Source organism: Lactococcus sp. S-13 (assembly GCF_004210295.1).
In the GTDB taxonomy this organism is placed as follows: Bacteria; Bacillota; Bacilli; order Lactobacillales; family Streptococcaceae; genus Lactococcus.
The window spans coordinates 1,699,670-1,717,767 of the sequence record NZ_SDAK01000001.1 but is presented as its reverse complement, the minus strand read 5'-3'; the positions used below and the strand labels follow the sequence as shown (position 1 = coordinate 1,717,767).

General features: G+C 40.5%; 17 protein-coding genes and 1 pseudogene. 13 read left to right on the top strand and 5 right to left on the bottom strand.

Features of this window, described 5'->3' with window-relative positions; genetic code table 11:
• The first annotated feature begins 73 nt into the window (after positions 1-73).
• A complete protein-coding gene (locus EQJ87_RS08545; protein WP_130124190.1) occupies positions 74-889 on the top strand; it encodes a Cof-type HAD-IIB family hydrolase in 816 nt (271 codons plus the stop codon).
• A 198-nt stretch (positions 890-1,087) separates the two neighbouring features.
• Here EQJ87_RS08545 and EQJ87_RS08540 read toward each other — a convergent pair whose 3' ends face one another.
• Together EQJ87_RS08540 and EQJ87_RS08535 are read right to left on the bottom strand one after the other, a co-directional pair.
• Positions 1,088-1,330, bottom strand: a complete 243-nt coding sequence (locus EQJ87_RS08540) for a hypothetical protein (protein WP_130124189.1) — start codon at positions 1,328-1,330, stop codon at positions 1,088-1,090.
• A 226-nt stretch (positions 1,331-1,556) separates the two neighbouring features.
• Positions 1,557-2,129 carry a PDDEXK family nuclease gene (locus EQJ87_RS08535; RefSeq protein ID WP_130124188.1) on the bottom strand — a complete coding sequence of 191 codons (573 nt, stop codon included), beginning with the start codon at positions 2,127-2,129 and terminating at the stop codon, positions 1,557-1,559.
• 156 nt (positions 2,130-2,285) lie between these two features.
• On the opposite strand from EQJ87_RS08535, the gene EQJ87_RS08530 reads away from it, so the two are divergent.
• The 3 genes and pseudogenes from EQJ87_RS08530 (at position 2,286) to plsX (ending at position 4,787) form a co-directional block, all read left to right on the top strand.
• Positions 2,286-3,326 carry an HNH endonuclease gene (locus tag EQJ87_RS08530; protein WP_130124187.1) on the top strand — a complete coding sequence of 347 codons (1,041 nt, stop codon included), beginning with the start codon at positions 2,286-2,288 and terminating at the stop codon, positions 3,324-3,326.
• 29 nt (positions 3,327-3,355) lie between these two features.
• A pseudogene (locus tag EQJ87_RS08525) lies at positions 3,356-3,725 on the top strand (DNA cytosine methyltransferase); the annotation flags it as partial.
• A 66-nt stretch (positions 3,726-3,791) separates the two neighbouring features.
• Positions 3,792-4,787 carry a phosphate acyltransferase PlsX gene (gene plsX / locus EQJ87_RS08520; protein ID WP_130124186.1) on the top strand — a complete coding sequence of 332 codons (996 nt, stop codon included), beginning with the start codon at positions 3,792-3,794 and terminating at the stop codon, positions 4,785-4,787.
• A 228-nt stretch (positions 4,788-5,015) separates the two neighbouring features.
• On the opposite strand, the gene EQJ87_RS08515 is transcribed toward plsX, so the two are convergent.
• The 3 genes from EQJ87_RS08515 to EQJ87_RS08505 form a co-directional block, all read right to left on the bottom strand.
• Positions 5,016-5,384 carry a VOC family protein gene (locus EQJ87_RS08515; protein WP_130124185.1) on the bottom strand — a complete coding sequence of 123 codons (369 nt, stop codon included), beginning with the start codon at positions 5,382-5,384 and terminating at the stop codon, positions 5,016-5,018.
• Positions 5,385-5,473: 89 nt separating this feature from the next.
• Positions 5,474-5,914: an OsmC family peroxiredoxin gene (locus tag EQJ87_RS08510; RefSeq protein WP_130124184.1), complete on the bottom strand. Its 441-nt coding sequence runs from the start codon at positions 5,912-5,914 to the stop codon at positions 5,474-5,476.
• 128 nt (positions 5,915-6,042) lie between these two features.
• A complete protein-coding gene (locus EQJ87_RS08505) occupies positions 6,043-6,954 on the bottom strand; it encodes a LysR family transcriptional regulator (protein ID WP_190289065.1) in 912 nt (303 codons plus the stop codon).
• Between the two features lie 142 nt (positions 6,955-7,096).
• Between EQJ87_RS08505 and EQJ87_RS08500 the strand changes: the two genes are divergently transcribed.
• The 9 genes from EQJ87_RS08500 to EQJ87_RS08460 all read left to right on the top strand — a co-directional run bounded on the left by EQJ87_RS08500 (position 7,097) and on the right by EQJ87_RS08460 (position 17,997).
• Positions 7,097-7,723, top strand: coding sequence for an NADPH-dependent FMN reductase (locus EQJ87_RS08500; protein ID WP_130124182.1), 627 nt, complete (start codon positions 7,097-7,099; stop codon positions 7,721-7,723).
• A complete protein-coding gene (locus EQJ87_RS08495) occupies positions 7,720-10,146 on the top strand; it encodes a flavocytochrome c (protein ID WP_130124181.1) in 2,427 nt (808 codons plus the stop codon). The genes EQJ87_RS08500 and EQJ87_RS08495 overlap by 4 nt, the downstream gene beginning before the upstream one ends.
• A gap of 320 nt (positions 10,147-10,466) precedes the next feature.
• Positions 10,467-11,492, top strand: a complete 1,026-nt coding sequence (gene trpS / locus EQJ87_RS08490) for a tryptophan--tRNA ligase (RefSeq protein WP_130124180.1) — start codon at positions 10,467-10,469, stop codon at positions 11,490-11,492.
• A 53-nt stretch (positions 11,493-11,545) separates the two neighbouring features.
• Positions 11,546-12,199 carry an HD domain-containing protein gene (locus EQJ87_RS08485; protein ID WP_130124179.1) on the top strand — a complete coding sequence of 218 codons (654 nt, stop codon included), beginning with the start codon at positions 11,546-11,548 and terminating at the stop codon, positions 12,197-12,199.
• Complete coding sequence (locus EQJ87_RS08480) at positions 12,189-12,983, top strand: glycerophosphodiester phosphodiesterase family protein (protein WP_130124178.1); 795 nt, start codon at positions 12,189-12,191, stop codon at positions 12,981-12,983. Before EQJ87_RS08485 ends, EQJ87_RS08480 begins: the two co-directional genes overlap by 11 nt.
• Before the next feature lie 228 nt (positions 12,984-13,211).
• Complete coding sequence (locus tag EQJ87_RS08475; protein ID WP_130124177.1) at positions 13,212-14,213, top strand: lipoate--protein ligase; 1,002 nt, start codon at positions 13,212-13,214, stop codon at positions 14,211-14,213.
• An 88-nt stretch (positions 14,214-14,301) separates the two neighbouring features.
• On the top strand, positions 14,302-15,426 hold the full coding sequence (locus tag EQJ87_RS08470; RefSeq protein WP_130124176.1) for a thiamine pyrophosphate-dependent dehydrogenase E1 component subunit alpha: 1,125 nt from the start codon (positions 14,302-14,304) through the stop codon (positions 15,424-15,426).
• A 2-nt stretch (positions 15,427-15,428) separates the two neighbouring features.
• Positions 15,429-16,409 (top strand): alpha-ketoacid dehydrogenase subunit beta, encoded by a 981-nt coding sequence (locus EQJ87_RS08465; RefSeq protein ID WP_003132227.1) that lies wholly within the window; start codon positions 15,429-15,431, stop codon positions 16,407-16,409.
• Positions 16,402-17,997 (top strand): 2-oxo acid dehydrogenase subunit E2, encoded by a 1,596-nt coding sequence (locus tag EQJ87_RS08460; RefSeq protein ID WP_130124175.1) that lies wholly within the window; start codon positions 16,402-16,404, stop codon positions 17,995-17,997. Before EQJ87_RS08465 ends, EQJ87_RS08460 begins: the two co-directional genes overlap by 8 nt.
• Positions 17,998-18,098 lie beyond the last annotated feature (101 nt).

Here is an 18,098-nt window from a genome sequence, read left to right as displayed (position 1 = left end):
GTCAGTAATTTTTACTGACAGAACTTATTTTTAATTGTTCGATGCACTGTCAGTATGAATTTTAGGAGTTAAGATGAAAGATTTAAAACTTTTTGCAACCGATATGGACGGAACTTTTTTACGTAACGACCATTCTTATAATCACAAAAAACTCGCAGAACTTATTCCACGGATTCAAGAGAAGGGTCTTCTTTTTGCCGCTTCTTCTGGACGCTCTTTACTTGGTTTGACTGAGGTATTTGCTCAGTACAAGGAGCATATGGCTTTTGTGGCTGAAAATGGCGGAGTGGTTGCTTATAAAGGGGAAGTTCTTTTCGCTAAAGCTTTGAGCGTTGCTCAAATGCAAGAATTGATTGATGCCCTCCAAGAAATGCCCTTTAGTCCACAAAAAAATTATCTGATTTCTGGACTCAAAGGAGCATATTATCCTGTGGGAGTTTCTGAAGATTATCTAGCACACGCTAAGCTTTACTATCCAAACTGTCAGCTTTTTCATGATTTGGCAGAAATCGATGATAAATTGCTTAAAATTACGACAAATTTTCCAGAAGAACACGTACGTGATTGTGAGCGGTGGGTTACTGACCGCCTTGATTTTGTTCGCGCGACAACCACTGGTTTTACAAGTATTGACATTGTACCTAATGGCATCTCTAAGGCCTCTGGTTTAGCCCATTTACTCGCACATTTTAACTGGTTACCCGAAAATCTTGCGGTGTTTGGTGATCAAATGAACGATTTAGAAATGTTTGAATATGCTGGATCTGCTTATGCTGTCAGCAATGCTGCCCCTGAAATTTTGGCACTTGCTGATAAAGTCATCTTGAGTAATGACGAGGATGCTGTATTAGTTGAAATTGAACAGATTTTGACACAGAAAAATTACTGATAGAGAAAAATACTGATGGAAATAAATCCGTCAGTATTTTCTCTTATATTTTATGTCCTTGAAAATAATATACTGTTTTTAAACAGCTTCATGGAATTAAAATATATCTTTAATTTGTTCATACATATATTTTTTATTTAACCACCAAGCCTGTTTCGTCATATACCAATCAGAGTACTCCTGAATTTTATCTGTTGGTCAATTAATCCATTTAATCCTAGCGGGTAATTTCTCAGAATAATGTCTGCCGTCAGGATGAACTTCTGAGTAAGAGGTTTGCCCTGCAGACAGCTTACTCAGAAGTTTAATTTCTGAGGTAAATTTAATAAAGTTGGTCAATCTTCTGTGCGGTGTCCATATAATTTCAACTCCAGATATAAACTTGAAGACGGTATCCTTGTAAACTTCACGCACTTCTTTTTCCACATCACTTTCAGGCATTGACCAAAATTTAGCTCCTACTAAAATAGAATTTTTATCATTTTTGTTCTGCATCTCCCATACAGAGATAAGAAACTTCGTATTGTCTAAAAATTCATGAAGCTCGGAGTCTTCCCAGCCTTCTTCAGCACAGACATCAGCAAATTTATATTCTTGAATTTTAAATTCTTCTTTAAGTTCTTTTTGATTTTTGATAACAGAGACAGACTTTGGCTCAATGCCTAAATTATTCCAAATTAGTAAATTTTCTTGGCCAATTTGTCTTTAAATTTTTGCTAAATCCTTTTTGAACCACTTTTTTTCGCAGATAAACTTGCATATCTTGAGAAAAAAATACTTTATTCTTCGAGCCTTCAAAACGACTAGAGTAAAAACTTAAACCTTGAACTTCTATATCCTCTTCATCAAGTCCCCAAATCATCCAACCTCTTAAAATCCAATTTTTCTTTTTATCTTCAGTAAAAATGATAAAAAAGTAGAGTAGTCCATAAAGCGACTCATAAAAGCTACTTTCTTCAAACGGCTCGATAAAATCTTCCTCATCACTATCAAAAATTGGAAAATCTCCCAACAGTTGCCCCACCTTGTCAATTCTATAAGGAAAAACAGTCATTCCAGATTTCTGAAATTCTTCTGACTCCTGCAACGAACAATTCAATTCAAAAACTGACTTTAGGAAATCAACAAATGGATTTCCACTGCCTTTACAGCTCAGTTCTATTTGAATTTTAGAAATTGACAAGCCAATATAACGGCTTAATCTGCTAGTAAAAATGCTGTCTAGTCCATATTCTGCCACTTCATGAACCTTCTTTATAATTGACTTTGTTTTCATGAAGGTATTTTACCGATCGAGATCTAAATAAAGCTTAGATCTGACGAATTTTATATATCTTTTTGTAGATGTGATAAAATAGAGATAAATCAAGACGTGGCAAGAAATTTGGAGGACAAAATGAACAAAATTGAAAGAGAGCATCTATTTGTTGAATGGATGAGTTCGCCAATTCACCCAACGATAAAGGCTTCAACCTTGGAGAGCTATATTGCTGCCCTCAAGAAATCTTTTACGACCTTCTCAAACGTGGATTTTGAACTCGATATTTTCAACTATAAAATCCTGAGCGAGTTCCAAAATTTCTTCAACCAAATTCGACAAAATGAACGCTATGACAAATTCAATAAATCAAATAATGGCAGCTATCAAGCACTATTGAAAAAATATGAAAAATATTTGTCTGAGATGCAAGAGAGCCAGGAAAAATATGTTTCCAAAGAAGATTTTCTGGAATGGGCGGTTTTGAAGAAAAGGTCTTACAATCCAAGCTGGATAAAGATTTATGCGGATAATTTGAAATCTTTAGCCTTCGACCTTCAAGAAAATGATGACTTGAAAATCAATTTGTTTAATATTGATGATGCCAATTCGTTTCGCATCGCCGAAGTCAAGATAAGAGTGGACAAAAATTTTGATACTATCAACCAGCATTCAACTCAGAAAAGTTTTTCAGCCGCACTTGGTCGGTATTCTGAATTTTTGGCAAGCGATTTTTATCTTTCAAGGTTATTTGTGAAAGATTTGGTGGAAGATAAACTCATTGATGAGCAGGTCAAGACTGAAATCGAGCGAACCGTGCTGTCAAGAATTGGTCAGTCAGACTTTAGGCGTGGAATTATCAGACGTGATAGGGATTGTTTATTGTGTCACATCCCCTACACAGAGTTGCTGCGTGCCAGCCATATCAAACCTTGGGCTAAATCAACAAATCAAGAGCGTCTGGATTTATCAAACGGCTTTCTGCTTTGCGCCAATCACGACGTCTTGTTTGACAAAGGATTGATTAGCTTTGATGAACAAGGAATTTTGAAAATTTCAAGCCAGATTAACCCGAAAGATTACGACAAGTTGTTACTTGGAAAGGCCATGAATTTGAATGTTGATGAGCGACAGGGGCGCTATCTGATTTATCATCGGCAGGAGATTTTTAGAAAATAAGCTGACAAATATCTCATCACTGATGAGGAAAAAAATTTGAATACCTACGTGAAGCAAAAAAGTTTGAACGAAACACTTCCGACGGTCACACTTGGATTTACTCCGAAGGTGGCATGAGTCCCTCATGATAATCTCAATCTCCCCGCTCGTACAGTGAGTTCTATCAATCGTTCAACTCACCTTTTAAAGACTGAGCAAGGTTATCGACTCTTAACTCCTATTGAAGCAGAATTGTTACAAGATTTTCCAGAAGAATGGACAAGGTATAAGCTTGTTGACGGAGAGGTTAAAGAAGTCTCTGATAAAATGCGATATTTTTTCATGGGGAATGCTTTAGTTACAGGAATTGTCAAAAGGATTGGCATAGAAATCGAAAAACTAATCTCAGAAAATAATTAAAAGTGACGCTCTTGTCACTTTTTTTGTTATAATTTTACTGATATCTAATTTGATTTGGAGAAAAATATGAAAATTGCAATTGATGCGATGGGAGGAGATTTTGCTCCCGAAAATATTGTTAAGGGTGTAAATCTTGCAAAAAAAGAACTTTCTGATGTAACTTTTCAGCTTTATGGAGATGCAACTAAAATTCGAGAGTTTTTAGATAATGAAGTAAATGTTGAAATTATTGCAACAAGTGAAGTGATTGATTTCCATGATGATCCAGTGACAGCAATCAAGGCGAAAAAGGATAGTTCGCTCGTTCGGGCTGTGACTGCTGTGAAAAAAGGAGAAGCCGATGCGGTCTTGTCCGCTGGCTCTACTGGGGCACTTTTGACTGCTGGGTTGCTTTTGGTAAAGCGAATTAAGCAAGTGTCGCGTCCAGCTTTGATGTCAACTTTACCAACGGTTGATGGTCGGGGATTTGATATGCTTGATCTTGGTGCAAATACTGAAAATACTGCTCAGCATTTGGTGGATTTTGCGGTTCTTGGCTCTTATTATGCTGAAAATGTTCGAGGAATTGAAAAACCACGAGTAGCATTGATTTCTAATGGTTCTGAAGAATCTAAAGGTTCCCCAACAGTCAAAGAAGCTCATGAACTTCTGGTAGCAATGCCCGAAATTAACTTTATTGGCAACATCGAAGCACGAGATATTTTGACAGGTGGTGCAGATGTTGTCGTAGCTGACGGTTTCACGGGAAACGCTATTCTCAAAGCAGTAGAGGGTACTGCAAGTGTACTAATGAAACAGATTAAAACAGCGATTATGGAAGGCAGTTTAACCACAAAAATTGGTGGTGCGCTCATTAAAAAATCCCTTTCTGGTTTGAAAGACTTGATGAGTACAGACGCAGCCGGAGGAGCGGCTTTCGTTGGCCTCAAAGCACCTGTAGTCAAGGCTCACGGCAATTCTAGTGAATTTGCCATTGCTTCTGCTTTGAAGCAAATCCACAAAATGATAGAATCTGACGTTTCTGGAAAATTGGTCAAACATTTTGAGGCACTTGATAAATAAAAAGCTCGATTTTCGAGCTTTTTTCTATTTTACTTCAAGAAATTATTCAAAAAAATTTGCGTCAGTATTTTCTCTGAGAAATTTTACTGACGAAAAACTCTTAATCTATTTCAGCGCTGTTGGTAAGCGTCAGTAGATAAGTGCTGATAACAAAAATAAGACTTTTTGCACAAAAAATTACTGACGGAAATTACGTCAGCAAATTCTCTAGCAAAAACAGCACATATTTTACTCTTCCATAAAAGCAAAATACAAACCATTAGGACTTTGAAAATTAAAAGTCAATTTCCCACCCATTTCTTGCAAATCACTTGTAAAACCACCCTGAGCAACCACTTTTTCATGCCAATCTTGAATGTCCGAGACTTCAAATAAAATTGATGGCTTTTGCTCGGCAACTTCGGGACTCACTTGACGAATAAACTCAATATCCCAAATTTGTAAGCGAGCATTTCCAGCAGCGGTTGGTGCAAAAATGAGCGTTTCAGTTTCACCATTCTTTTGTCGTGCCATTTCCACAAAACCAATAGTCTTAAAAAATTCACCTTCAGTTTTAACATTTTGAACATAAAGATTCGTACACATTTTAATTGTCATCAGCCGACCTCCTTTTGATAAGCAAATTATAACAAAAAAGTGAACTGAATCGTTCACTTTTTCCTTTTTTAAAATACATCAACTTATCTTTAAGCTAATTTTGCGTCCAAAGTAATCTCTTGGACTCCTGCAAGTGCGCGGGATACAGGGCAATTGTTCTTGGTAAATTCAGCCAATTGAGCAAAATCAGCTTCGGACATTCCAGGAATATTGCTGACATTCGTCAAATGAATTTTGGCAACTGTTGGAGCACCATCCACCACATCAAAAGTCACGTCAGCTCTTGTGTCGATTGATTTTGCCACCAAATTTTTTTGTCCAAGAAAAAGTGCCATAGCTTGCGAAAAACAAGCTGCGTGCGCTGCACCCAGGAGTTCTTCAGGCGTTGTGATGTGAACTTGACTTTCAGCACGGGCCTTAAAATTATAAGGCGCTTCTGTAAAAAGCTGTGAAGATTCAGCAGAAATAGTCCCAAAGCCTTCTTCAAGTGTATCTTCCCAATGTGCTGAAGCTGATGATGTATTTGCCATAATTTTAATCTCCTTTTCAATTGACTCTTCCCAAAATAGTCAATTTTCTTGTCAAATGATTTTTACATTTTCAGTATAATCCTTTAAGAAAATGAATGCAAGAATTTGAATTGCACTTTCTTAAAATCCTAAGCTAATCGTTTCAAAAATAAATCCACCAAATCCCGCTCGAGCGAACTCAATCTCCTATCCGATTGATAAGCAATGAAAAAGTTTGCCGAAATCAGGTGTTGTGAAAGTTTGAAAAGATTGTAATTCTGAACTTTTTCATCTTTTATCATGGTTTCTGGAACAATCGTTCCCGCAAGTCCTGCCTTGGCAGAATGAAAAGCGGTCAACAAATTTTGCGTTTCCAATACAATTTGTGGTATAAGTGAATACTTATCAAAGAGAAAATTAATATTGCGCCGCACCGAAGAACCTTTACTTGTCAAAACTAACCTCTCCTGTAAGAAAGTTGATAGTTCAAATTGTTCTTCTAGCAAAAACTCTTGCCCCACTTGATATAGCTCAGAGCATTGAGGAATGACCGCTATGTAACCAAAATTAACCGAACTCTCAACTTTCAGAGCCTGAGAAACGGTTTCTGAATTTTGGCCGATAAAAAAATCAATAGTTCCAGAAATCGCATTTTTTTCATTATTATCTGCAAAATCCTCTACTAACTCCACCTTGACTTCAGGGTGTTCCTGCAAAAATTCGGGTAAAAATCGTGGCAGTAAATCCTGCCCCAATGTTCCTAAAATCCCAATCCGTAAAAGTTGCCCATTTTGTAAGGTAAAAGGATAAAGCTGTTTTTTAAAATCGTCCTGCGCCAGCTCCAATTCTTTCAGATGATGATAATAAAGCTCACCCGCCGCCGTCAACTGCAAGGGACTGCTGGCACGATTGACAATAGCCACCCCCAATTCCTGCTCGCAGCGCTTGATGACCTGCGTCAGATAAGGCTGCGAAATATAAAGCTGCTGCGCCGCCTTAGTAAAATTCCCCACCTTCAAAAGCGTATCCAAATAATGCAATAAATCCACTGAACCTGCCATACTACCAAACCTCCATCCCCCCATTATAACAAATTACTTATCAAGCTATAAGCAAAAAAGTATTTCACTAAAAGCTTGTGAAGTATTATACTTATATTATATTGTTAATAATTGAACAAAAAACCAAGAAAGAGACAAAATCATGAAATTCCTTGCCATCGTTGGGACCAACTCAGACCGTTCAACCAACCGCAAACTCTTGCAATTCATGCAAAAACACTTCAAAACTCAAGCCGACATCGAAGTCCAAGAAATCAAAGACCTGCCTGCCTTTGACGAGCCAGAAGACCACCATATTCCTGCTGCCGTCCAAGCCTTTTCTGACAAAATCGCAGCCGCTGACGGCATTATCATAGCCACACCCGAATACGACCACAGCATTCCTGCCGTCCTCAAAAGTGCGCTGGAGTGGCTGTCTTACACCACGCGCCCACTGATTGACAAACCCGTCATGATTGTAGGCAGCTCTCTGGGTTCGCTGGGAACTTCCCGCGCTCAAGCTCACCTGCGCCAAATCCTTGATGCACCTGAGCTTAAAGCCCGCGTCATGCCCGGCACCGAGTTTCTCTTGGGACATTCTGCACAAGTCCTTGATGAAAATAATGACCTGCTTGATACTGCCAAAGTCAAAGAATTAGAAGAAAGCTTCGCTGAATTTTGCGACTTCGTGCCTTTGGTCAATGAACTGCTCCAAAAATATCCCAATCGTACCGCAGCCAACAAATCTTTCAGCTGGGAAGTAGAAAATCAAGGAGGCCAAGCCAAATGAAATTCGTTGCCATCGTTGGAACCAACGCTAAAAAATCCTACAACCGCAAATTATTGAAATTCATGCAAAGCCATTTTGCAGATAAAGCCGACATCGAAGTCCTAGACATCACAGGCATTCCCATGTTCAACGAAACGGATGACCAATCTAATCACCCACTCATTCAAGCCCTCAATGACAAGATTTTGGCCGCTGATGGAGTCATCATGGCCACGCCAGAACACAACCACTCCATCCCTTCGAGCCTGAAAAGTGTGCTGGAATGGCTGTCTTTCAACCTGCACCCCTTTGAAAACAAACCCGTCATGATTGTCGGCGCTTCTCTGGACCTTCAAGGCTCGTCACGCGCCCAACTCCACCTGCGCCAAATCCTCGACGCCCCCGGTGTCAATGCTTTAGTCATGCCAGGCTACGAATTTTTGCTGGGTCAAGCCAACCAAGCCTTTGATGAAAATGACCAACTCAAATCTGAGGGCACCATCAATTTCTTAGAATCTTGCTTCAACCAATTTATCCGCTTTGCAGGCATCGCAGCTCAGCTGGCTATTCCCGAAGAAATGAACTACGAGCCAGGCGACTATGAAGTCACAGCACTGGGACACAACGGTGCTCTGCCAATGACCGTCACTCTGTCTGAAAATCGTATCGAAAAAATCGACATTGACAGCAAGGGTGAAACTGAAGGCATTGCCGACATCGTCTTTGAGCGTGTGCCAATCCAAATCATCGAAAATCAAACCCTCAACATTGATGCCGTGGCAGGCGCTTCTATCACCACTAACGGCGTGCTGGACGGGGTGGCAAAAGCTGTCAAAATGGCAGGCGCCAACCCAGACGCTCTGCGCAAACGTCCTAAAAATAACCCTGCTGCCAAAGTTGAAAGCAAGGAACTTACCACTGATGTAGTGGTTGTCGGAGCTGGTGGTGCTGGATTGACCGCAGCCGCAAGACTTCTGCAAGCTGGCAAAAAAGTGACGATTTTGGAAAAATTCCCAGCTGTCGGCGGCAATACCTTGCGCGCTGGTGGACCAATGAATGCCGCAGATCCAGACTGGCAAAAGACTTTCAAAGCCCTGCACGGCGAAGAAGAAACCCTGCAAAAACTGGCCGCTATTGATGAAAATCAAATTGACCCAGAATATCGTGCAGACTTTGCGATTTTCAAAACTCAAGTGGCAGACTATGTCAAAGCTAGACAAGCTGACCAAGATTTCCTCTTTGACTCGACCATCTTCTACCGCATTCAAACTTACCTGGGCGGCAAACGCAAAGACCTGCAAGGACATGAAATCCACGGCAACTATGACTTGGTCAAAATCTTGACCGACCATGCCTTGGAATCTCAAAAATGGCTGGAAAAAATCGGTGTCGAATTTGACTATTCTGACGTGACTATGCCTGTTGGTGCCCTCTGGCGCCGTGGTCACAAGCCTGTCAAACCCATGGGCTTTGGCTTTATCAGCGCTCTCAAAGACTACGTCCTGCAAAATGGTGCTGAACTTTTGACTGAAACAGCGGCTAAAGAATTGCTGATGGATGAAAATGGTCAAGTTACTGGGGTGGTCGCAAACACGGTCACTGGTCAAAAACTCAATATTCATGCGGAAGCAGTTATCTTGGCTTCTGGTGGTTTCGGGGCCAATACTAAGATGTTGCAAAAATACAACCGCTATTGGACAGAAATTGATGACAACATCAAAACTACCAACTCGCCCGCTATCACAGGTGACGGGATTGTGCTGGGACAAAGCGCTGGGGCTGACTTGGTCGGTATGGGCTTCACGCAAATGATGCCCGTGGCTGACCCTGACAACGGCGAATTGTTCACGGGTGTCCAAACACCGCCCGCTAACTTCATCATGGTCAACCAAGCCGGCAAACGTTTTGTCAATGAATTTGGCAGCCGCGATGAGTTGTCGCAAGCAGCTATTAAAAACGGCGCTCTCTTCTATCTGATTGCCGATGATAAAATCAAGGAAACGGCCTACAATACTACCCAAGAAAGTCTGGACGCACAAGTGGCTGCTGGCACACTTTTCCGTGCTGACAGCTTGGAAGAATTGGCGGAGCAAATCAATATCGAGCCTAGCGTGTTGATTGAAACCATTGAAAAATATAATGCTTACGTTGACGCTGGGGTTGACCCAGACTTTGGTAAGTCTGCCTTTGATTTGAAATGCCAAGTGGCGCCATTTTATGCCACTCCGCGTAAACCAGCCGTTCACCACACTATGGGTGGTCTGAAAATCAATACTAGCGCCCAAGTCATTAACACTGAAGGTCAAGTCATTGCTGGACTCTTTGCCGCTGGCGAAGTGGCTGGTGGTATTCACGCGGGAAATCGTCTGGGCGGAAATTCACTGACCGACATCTTTACCTTTGGCCGAATCGCCGCAGAAAGTGCCTTGGCAAATTTGAGTTGACAATTTTTGGAAATAAGGCTAAAATAACCTTATCAGAAAAGTAGTTTTTGCCAGATTTACAGAGAGTTGACGGGAGTGCGAGTCAACAGACCGCAATCACGAAAATTGGGCCTGATAAAATTGCTTTTCAAAAAAGCTTAAAAGTGAAAAATAACGGTGGTACCGCGCCATAAGCGCCCGTTGACTTTGTATAAAGTCGCGGGCTTTTTTGATACTTGAAAATCTAGTCATTGCGCTGCGCAAGGCTTAAAAAGCGTAGGGGACCACGCTTCATTCGCAGCTGACTACAAAATTAAATAGATAAGAAAAAGGAGAATCTTATGACAAAACCAATCATCTTAACGGGCGACCGTCCTACTGGCAAGCTGCACATCGGTCACTACGTTGGCTCCCTGCAAAATCGAGTCAAAATGCAAAATGAAGGCAAATACGATATGTTCGTTTTCTTGGCTGACCAACAGGCGCTGACTGACCACGCTAAAGAACCTGAACTCATTCGTCAATCTGTGGGCGATGTGGCGCTGGACTACTTGGCGGCTGGTCTTGACCCTGCCAAATCAACCATTTTTATCCAAAGCCAAATTCCTGAGTTGGCTGAGTTGTCTATGTACTACATGAACTTGGTTTCTTTAGCTCGATTGGAACGCAATCCAACGGTTAAAACTGAAATTGCGCAGAAAGCCTTTGGTGAGTCGATTCCGGCTGGTTTCTTGGTTTATCCTGTGTCACAAGCGGCGGACATCACGGCTTTTAAAGCTACTCACGTGCCTGTAGGAAACGACCAAAAACCTATGATTGAGCAAACGCGTGAAATCGTGCGGACTTTCAACAATGCCTACAAGACGGACGTTTTGGTGGAACCAGAAGGCATTTACCCTGAAAATGAAGCGGCTGGTCGCCTGCCGGGACTTGATGGCAATGCTAAAATGTCCAAATCGCTGGGCAACGGCATTTTCTTAGCTGACGACATGGACACGCTCAAGAAAAAAGTCATGTCCATGTACACTGACCCCGACCACATCAAGGTCGAAGACCCCGGCAAAATCGAGGGCAACATGGTCTTCCATTATCTTGACGTTTTCGGCAAACCCGAAGATGCGGACACTATCGCTGAGATGAAGGCGCAATATCAAGCGGGCGGCTTGGGCGATGTCAAGACCAAGCGCTACTTGCTGGAAGTTCTCGACCGCGAGCTGTCGCCAATCCGCGAGCGACGCATTGAATTCGCGAAGAGCATAGACTACGTCTATGATATGCTCAAAGCTGGTTGCCTCAAAGCTGAAGCTGTGGCTGCTGCAACCCTTGACGAGGTAAAAGACGCCATGGGAATTAATTATTTTAAATAAATAAAAAATTGGCTTTTACAGCCGATTTTTTCATTTTGAAGTATAATTAAGACATGATAAATTTAGAAAAAATCGCCAATTTCGCGAGTGACATTCACTGCCAAAATAACGATGGACATGGTTTTGATCATATTGAGCGCGTAGTAGCTTTAGCAGAAAAAATTTTACTCACCGAGCCGACTGCAAACCGTGAACTCGTTCTCGCTGCATGCTACTTGCATGATAGCTATGATGAAAAATTGACCACAGATGTGGCTAGGCGCAAGTCATCAGTTGCTCAATTTTTGAAAGAAATCCAAATTCAGCAAGACACCTGTGATGAAATTTTTTATATTATTGATAATATGAGCTATTCAAGTAATCTTGTAGAAAAAAAAGTTCTCAATTTAAACGGACAAATTGTCCAAGATGCTGATCGTCTTGATGCTCTGGGCGCCTGGGGTATTGTCCGCACGCTTGAATATGGTTGGTCAAAAAATCGAGTTCTTTACAATCCTAAAATTCACCCCAACAGTTATGCATCCAAGGCAGACTACCACGCTCAAGAAAAAAACACAACCATCAATCATTTTTATGAAAAGTTGTTTTTACTTAAAAGTTTATTAAATACCGCCGAAGCCAAGAGAATTGGTGAACATCGTGATAAAATTATGCACGATTTTGTTAAAGAAATCGAACGTGAATACAAGGAAAATTATGAAAACTGAAATTTTTGCTCACAGGGGCGCTCGTTGGTGTCGCCCAGAAAATACCTTAGCGAGTTTCCGGCAGGCACTGCGTGAAAAAGCAGATGGCATCGAACTTGATGTGCATCTGAGTCTCGACAATGAACTAATCGTCATTCATGATGAAAAAATAAATCGCACAACCAACGGCAAAGGTTTTGTGAAGGATTTTACGCTTACTGATCTTAAAAATTTCAGTGCTGGTGTCAAATTTGTAGCTCAATCTACAACAGGAAGTTTTCCTATCGTGCAGAAAATACGAAGTTTGCTAACCAAAAAGATTTTTCTTCACGAAAAAATCCCTACCCTGCTAGAAGTCCTAGAACTCCTTTCAGATAAAAATTTTTCTGGCAAACTTAATATCGAAATTAAAACCGATCATATTCACTACGAAAATATCGAAAATATCCTATCTGAACTAATGACCAGTAAAGTTTGGCCCTTCTCTTACATTTATAGTTCTTTCAATTTTTCTAGTTTAGAAAAAATACATCAGCTTGAACCTCAAACCGAGCTTGCCTATCTAACCTACAACAGAGCTTTTGAAATTCAACGTGGTCTAGACAGCAACTTCATCCAAGCTATACATCCTAAAAAAACATTTGTTCTATCTAAAAATTTCACTCCAAACCCAAAAAAATTACGAGTTTGGACTGTAAACTCTGAATCTGAGCTGAAAAGAATCTTAGCAAAAAATGTTGACGCAATAATTACTGATTTTCCAGCCAAAGCTATCAAACTTCGAGACAAGATGCAAATGAATTAAAGCATTTCTATAATTTAAATAGCTCTAATAAGGGCTATTTTTTTATGAAAAATAAAACGCTAAAAGTTTCACAATCTTTCATGTGGAAATCACACAAATTAAGTGTTTGTAAGCGCAAACCAAATTTCTTTACATTTGATTTCACAAGGAGTATAATTAAACTATGCGTGTAAAAATGTCAAATTTATTTGACAAAACAAACGCGCTAACTTGGGAGGGTGCGTAAATATGCAATTTATCAACTATCTAGGCCAAGACGCCTACACTAATATTGCAATGGATAGCTGGCTACTTTATAACTTAAAACCAACTGAACCTGTCTTTTCTCTATGGCAAAACAAACGTGCAGTTATTGTCGGTCGCAACCAAAATACTTTTTCTGAAGTGAATCAAGACTACATCGATAGCCACGACGTTCAAGTTGTACGTCGTGTGTCTGGCGGCGGAGCCGTTTATCACGATGAAGGTAATATCTGCTTCACTTTTTTTGTTCCTGTTGAAAACTCTGGTACAGTTAATTTTAAAAAGTTTGTTCAGCCGATGTATGATGCTCTTCATGCCGTGGGAATCAATGCTGAAATTACTGGTCGTAATGATCTCGAAATTGATGGTAAAAAAATTTCTGGAAATGCTCAGCGATATGCTGGCGGCTATCTTATGCATCACGGAACACTCCTTTGGGATACTGATGTCGAAGCTATGATTCGCTCCCTTAATGTTTCAGATGAAAAATTCGTCAGTAAGGCTGCCAAGTCTGTCCGAGCTCGCGTAGGAAACATTAAAGATTTTGCTCCTAATGACTTAACCTTAAACAGCTTTATTGAGGCTCTAAAATATTATCTCACCGATGAGGGAAAAGATAGTGAACTGATTTTAACCGATGCTCAACTTGCTTCAATCAAGAAACTTCGTGATGAGCAATTTGCTACGTGGGATTGGAATTATGGTGAATCGCCAAAATTCTCTTTCCAAAATCACGCTAAATTTACCGGCGGAGCCATTGATATTCAGGTCAATGTCGAAAATGGTAAAATCACCGAAATTAATTTCCAAGGAGATTTCTTAGGTGTTCGAGATTGGCGAGATATCAAAGAGCAATTTATTGGTGTTGAATTTGAACCTTCTGCTATTCTTGAAGTTCTTGAAGCAAATAAAGAAGGCCAATATTTTGGAACAATTCAAAATGATGAACTTTCTGAAATGTTCAAAGCTGACTATCGAATAGACTAAGTTATTTCACAAGCATAACTTTAGGAAATTTCTCCAAAAAATGATAAATTTCTAATTATAGACACATAAAATAGAAAGGGAATCTATTATGTCAAACTCACAACAAATCTTAGATTTCAAAGCGCAGCTAGAACTGCAAGACACTGCATTTCCAATGCTTCAAATTCTTAACGAAGAAGGAAAAATTGTTGATGAAGACGGACTTAAACGTGCCGGTCTTTCTGATGAAAAACTCGTTGAACTCTTCAAAAGTATGCTTTTTGCGCGTCAAGTTGACATTCGTTCAATGAAATTAGCTAAACAAGGACGTATGGGATTCTTTGGACCTCACGCTGGTCAAGAAGCTTCTCAAATGGCCTCATCATTCGCTTTCACTGACGAAGACTGGCTCTTCCCAGGTTACCGTGACTTGCCACAAATTTACGCAAAAGGTTGGCCAATTTGGAAAGGTCTTCTTTGGTCTCGTGGACATCAACTTGGTAATGAGTACACTACCGATGATGGTAAACCTGTAAACTCATGGTTTCCACAAATTATCATTGGTGCTCAATACGTTGAAGCCGCTGGTGTCGCACTCGGGCTCAAAAAACGCAAAAAAGATGCTGTCGCTTTCGTTTACACTGGTGATGGTGGTTCTTCACAAGGTGATACGTATGAAGGAATTAACTTTGCTGGAGCTTACAAAGCCCCACTTGTTGCCTTTATCCAAAATAACGGCTATGCCATTTCAACGCCTCGTAGTCTCCAAAGTGCCGCTCCTCATTTAGCTGCTAAAGGTTGGGCCGCAGGTGCTCCTTCTATCGTAGTTGATGGAATGGACGCGATTGCCATGTATCTTGCTTCTAAAGAAGCTCGTGCTTGGGCAGTAGCTGGAAATGGTCCAGTTGTTATTGAAGCCATTACAAACCGTTTGGAACCACACTCAACAGCCGGTGACGATCCACTTCGCTACCGTACTAAAGAAGACATTGAAGCTTGGTGGAAAAAAGAACCTCTCGTTCGTATGCGTAATTTCTTGACTGAAAAAGGACTTTGGGATACGGATAAAGAGGAAGCTTATATTGCTGAACTTGATTCTCGCATTGATGCTGACATTAAGAAAGCTAATAATGTTGAGAAACAAAAAATTTCTAACTTCATTAAAAATACACTTGAAGTGCCAAGCCAAGCAATGGCAGAACAAATTGCAAAATTTGAAAGCGAGGGCAAATAAGAATGGCAGTAAAAACTTATATTGCAGCAATTACAGAAGCGCTTGATTTGGCGCTTGAAAAAGATAAAGATGCACTCATTTTTGGTGAAGACGTTGGACAAAATGGTGGGGTTTTCCGTGCTACTGATGGTCTGCAAGCAAAATATGGAGAAGAACGTGTTTTCAATACTCCACTTGCTGAATCAGGAATTGGTGGAATGGCAATTGGTCTTGCAACACAAGGTTTCCACCCCATTATGGAAATTCAATTCGGAACCTTTATCTTTGAAGTTTTCGACTCAATTGCTGGACAAATGAGCCGGACACGTTATCGTTTTAATAACACACGTTCAAATAATATTGTCGTACGTACACCTTATGGAATCGGAACTAAAACGCCTGAAATGCACGCGGATTCAATTGAAGGGCTATTTTCACAAATCCCCGGAATTCGTGTTGTAATGCCTTCAAATCCAGCTGATGCTAAAGGATTATTGCTGGCTTCAATTGAAAATAACGACCCTGTTATTTTCCTTGAAAACCTTCACCTTTATCGCTCACTTAAAGGTGAAGTTCCTGAAGGTTACTATACTACGCCACTTGATACTGCTGCAGTCGCTAAAGAAGGCTCTGATGTTTCAATCATTGCTTATGGTGGAACAGTTCCACTTGCTCTTAAAGCAGCTGAACAACTCGAAAAAGATGGAATTAAAGCTGAAGTCCTTGACCTCAGAACAGTTGCTCCTCTTGATATTGCCTCAATTGGTAAAACAGTTGAAAAAACTGGGCGTGTGGTCGTTGTTCAAGAAGCTCAACGTACAGCCGGTATCGCAGCGAATGTCATGGCCGAAATTTCAGAACGTTTTGTTTTGAACCTTAAAGCGCCAATTGGACGTGTTAGTGGTCCTGACTCAATTTTCCCCTTTGCACAAGCAGAAAATGACTGGGCAGTTAAAGCTGAAGATATTGTGAATAAAGTTAAAGAGGTGGTTGACTATGACTGAGATTTTTAAAATGCCTGATATTGGCGAAGGAATGCACGAAGGAGACATTGCCAACTGGTTAGTTAAAGTTGGAGATGTTGTTAAAGAAGATGACCCCATTGCTGAAGTACAAAATGATAAACTTATGCAAGAAATTCTCTCTCCTTATTCTGGTACCGTAACTAAACTTTTCGTTGAAGCTGGAACAACTGTAGAAGTTGATTCTCCTTTGGTTGAGTTTGATGGTGACGGTTCAGGCTCTTCTGAAGCTGCTCCTGCTGCTCAAGAAACAGCTAGTTCTGATACTACTACAAGTGATGCACCTTCTGGAGAAGCTCAAATCTTCACGATGCCTGATATTGGTGAAGGAATGCATGAAGGAGATATCGCCAACTGGTTAGTTAAAGTTGGAGATGAAATTAAAGAAGATGATCCTGTTGCAGAGGTTCAAAATGATAAACTCATGCAAGAAATTCTTTCTCCATATTCTGGAAAAGTCACTAAACTTTTCGTTGAAGCTGGAACAACTGTAGAAGTTGGGGCTCCTTTGATTGAATACAATGGAACTGGGGCTGCTCCAGCAGCTGCTAGTCCTGCTCCAGTCGCAGAAGCACCTAAAGCAGCTACTCCTGCTACTAGTCCTGCAAATGCTCCATTGACTAAAACAACTTCTACTGGTCATATTCTTGCGATGCCTTCTGTGCGCCAATATGCACGCAAGGCTGGTATTGATTTAAGTCAAGTTCCTGCAACTGGTCGTCACGGTCACACAACTTTGGCCGATGTTAAAGCTTTTGAATCTGGGAATGTTGCTCCTATCGCTCAACCAGAAGCTGCTCCAGCACCTAAGGCTGATAAACCAGCAGCTCCTGTGGCTGAAAAGGCGCCAAGCGTTAAAGCAGGGGCTGGTGATCGACGTGAAGCAATGAATCCAACTCGTAAAGTTGTTTCTAAAGTCATGACTGCTCAACATACACACATCCCACCAGTAACAAACTTTGATCAAGTTGAAGTTTCTAAGTTGGTCAAACATCGTGCAATGTTTAAAGAAATTGCCGCTAAACAAGATATTAAATTAACTTATCTTGCTTATGTTGCTAAAGCTTTGGCCACTACTGCTCATAAATTCCCAGATATCAATGCTTCTGTGGATTATGAAAAACAAGAAATTGTTTATCATGAACACGTTAATGTAGGGATTGCGGTCAATGCTCCAACTGGTTTGTATGTGCCGGTTATTCATGAAGCTGAAAATAAATCAATTCTTGAAATTGCTAAAGAAATCGCTGAGTTAGCTACTGCTACTCGTGAAGGCACATTGAAACCACAACAAATGCAAGGTTCAACTATAACAATTTCAAATATTGGCTCTGCGCGTGGCTCATGGTTTACACCTATTATTAATGGTTCTGATGTCATGATTTTGGGACTCGGCTCAATTGTTAAAGAACCAATTGTCAATGGAGAAGGTGAAATTGTCGTAGGTCAAAATATGAAATTGTCACTAACTTATGACCACCGTTTGATTGATGGCATGTTAGGACAAAGTTCACTTAACTACTTGAAATCACTTTTGGCTGATCCTGAGTTTATGTTGATGGAGATTTAATAGGAAAATAACGAAAAGTCATTTTCCATCAGCTGACAAGTTTTGTCAGCTAGTTTACAATATTGTCAATCAATTTGACACTAATGTTTACAAGAAAGAGG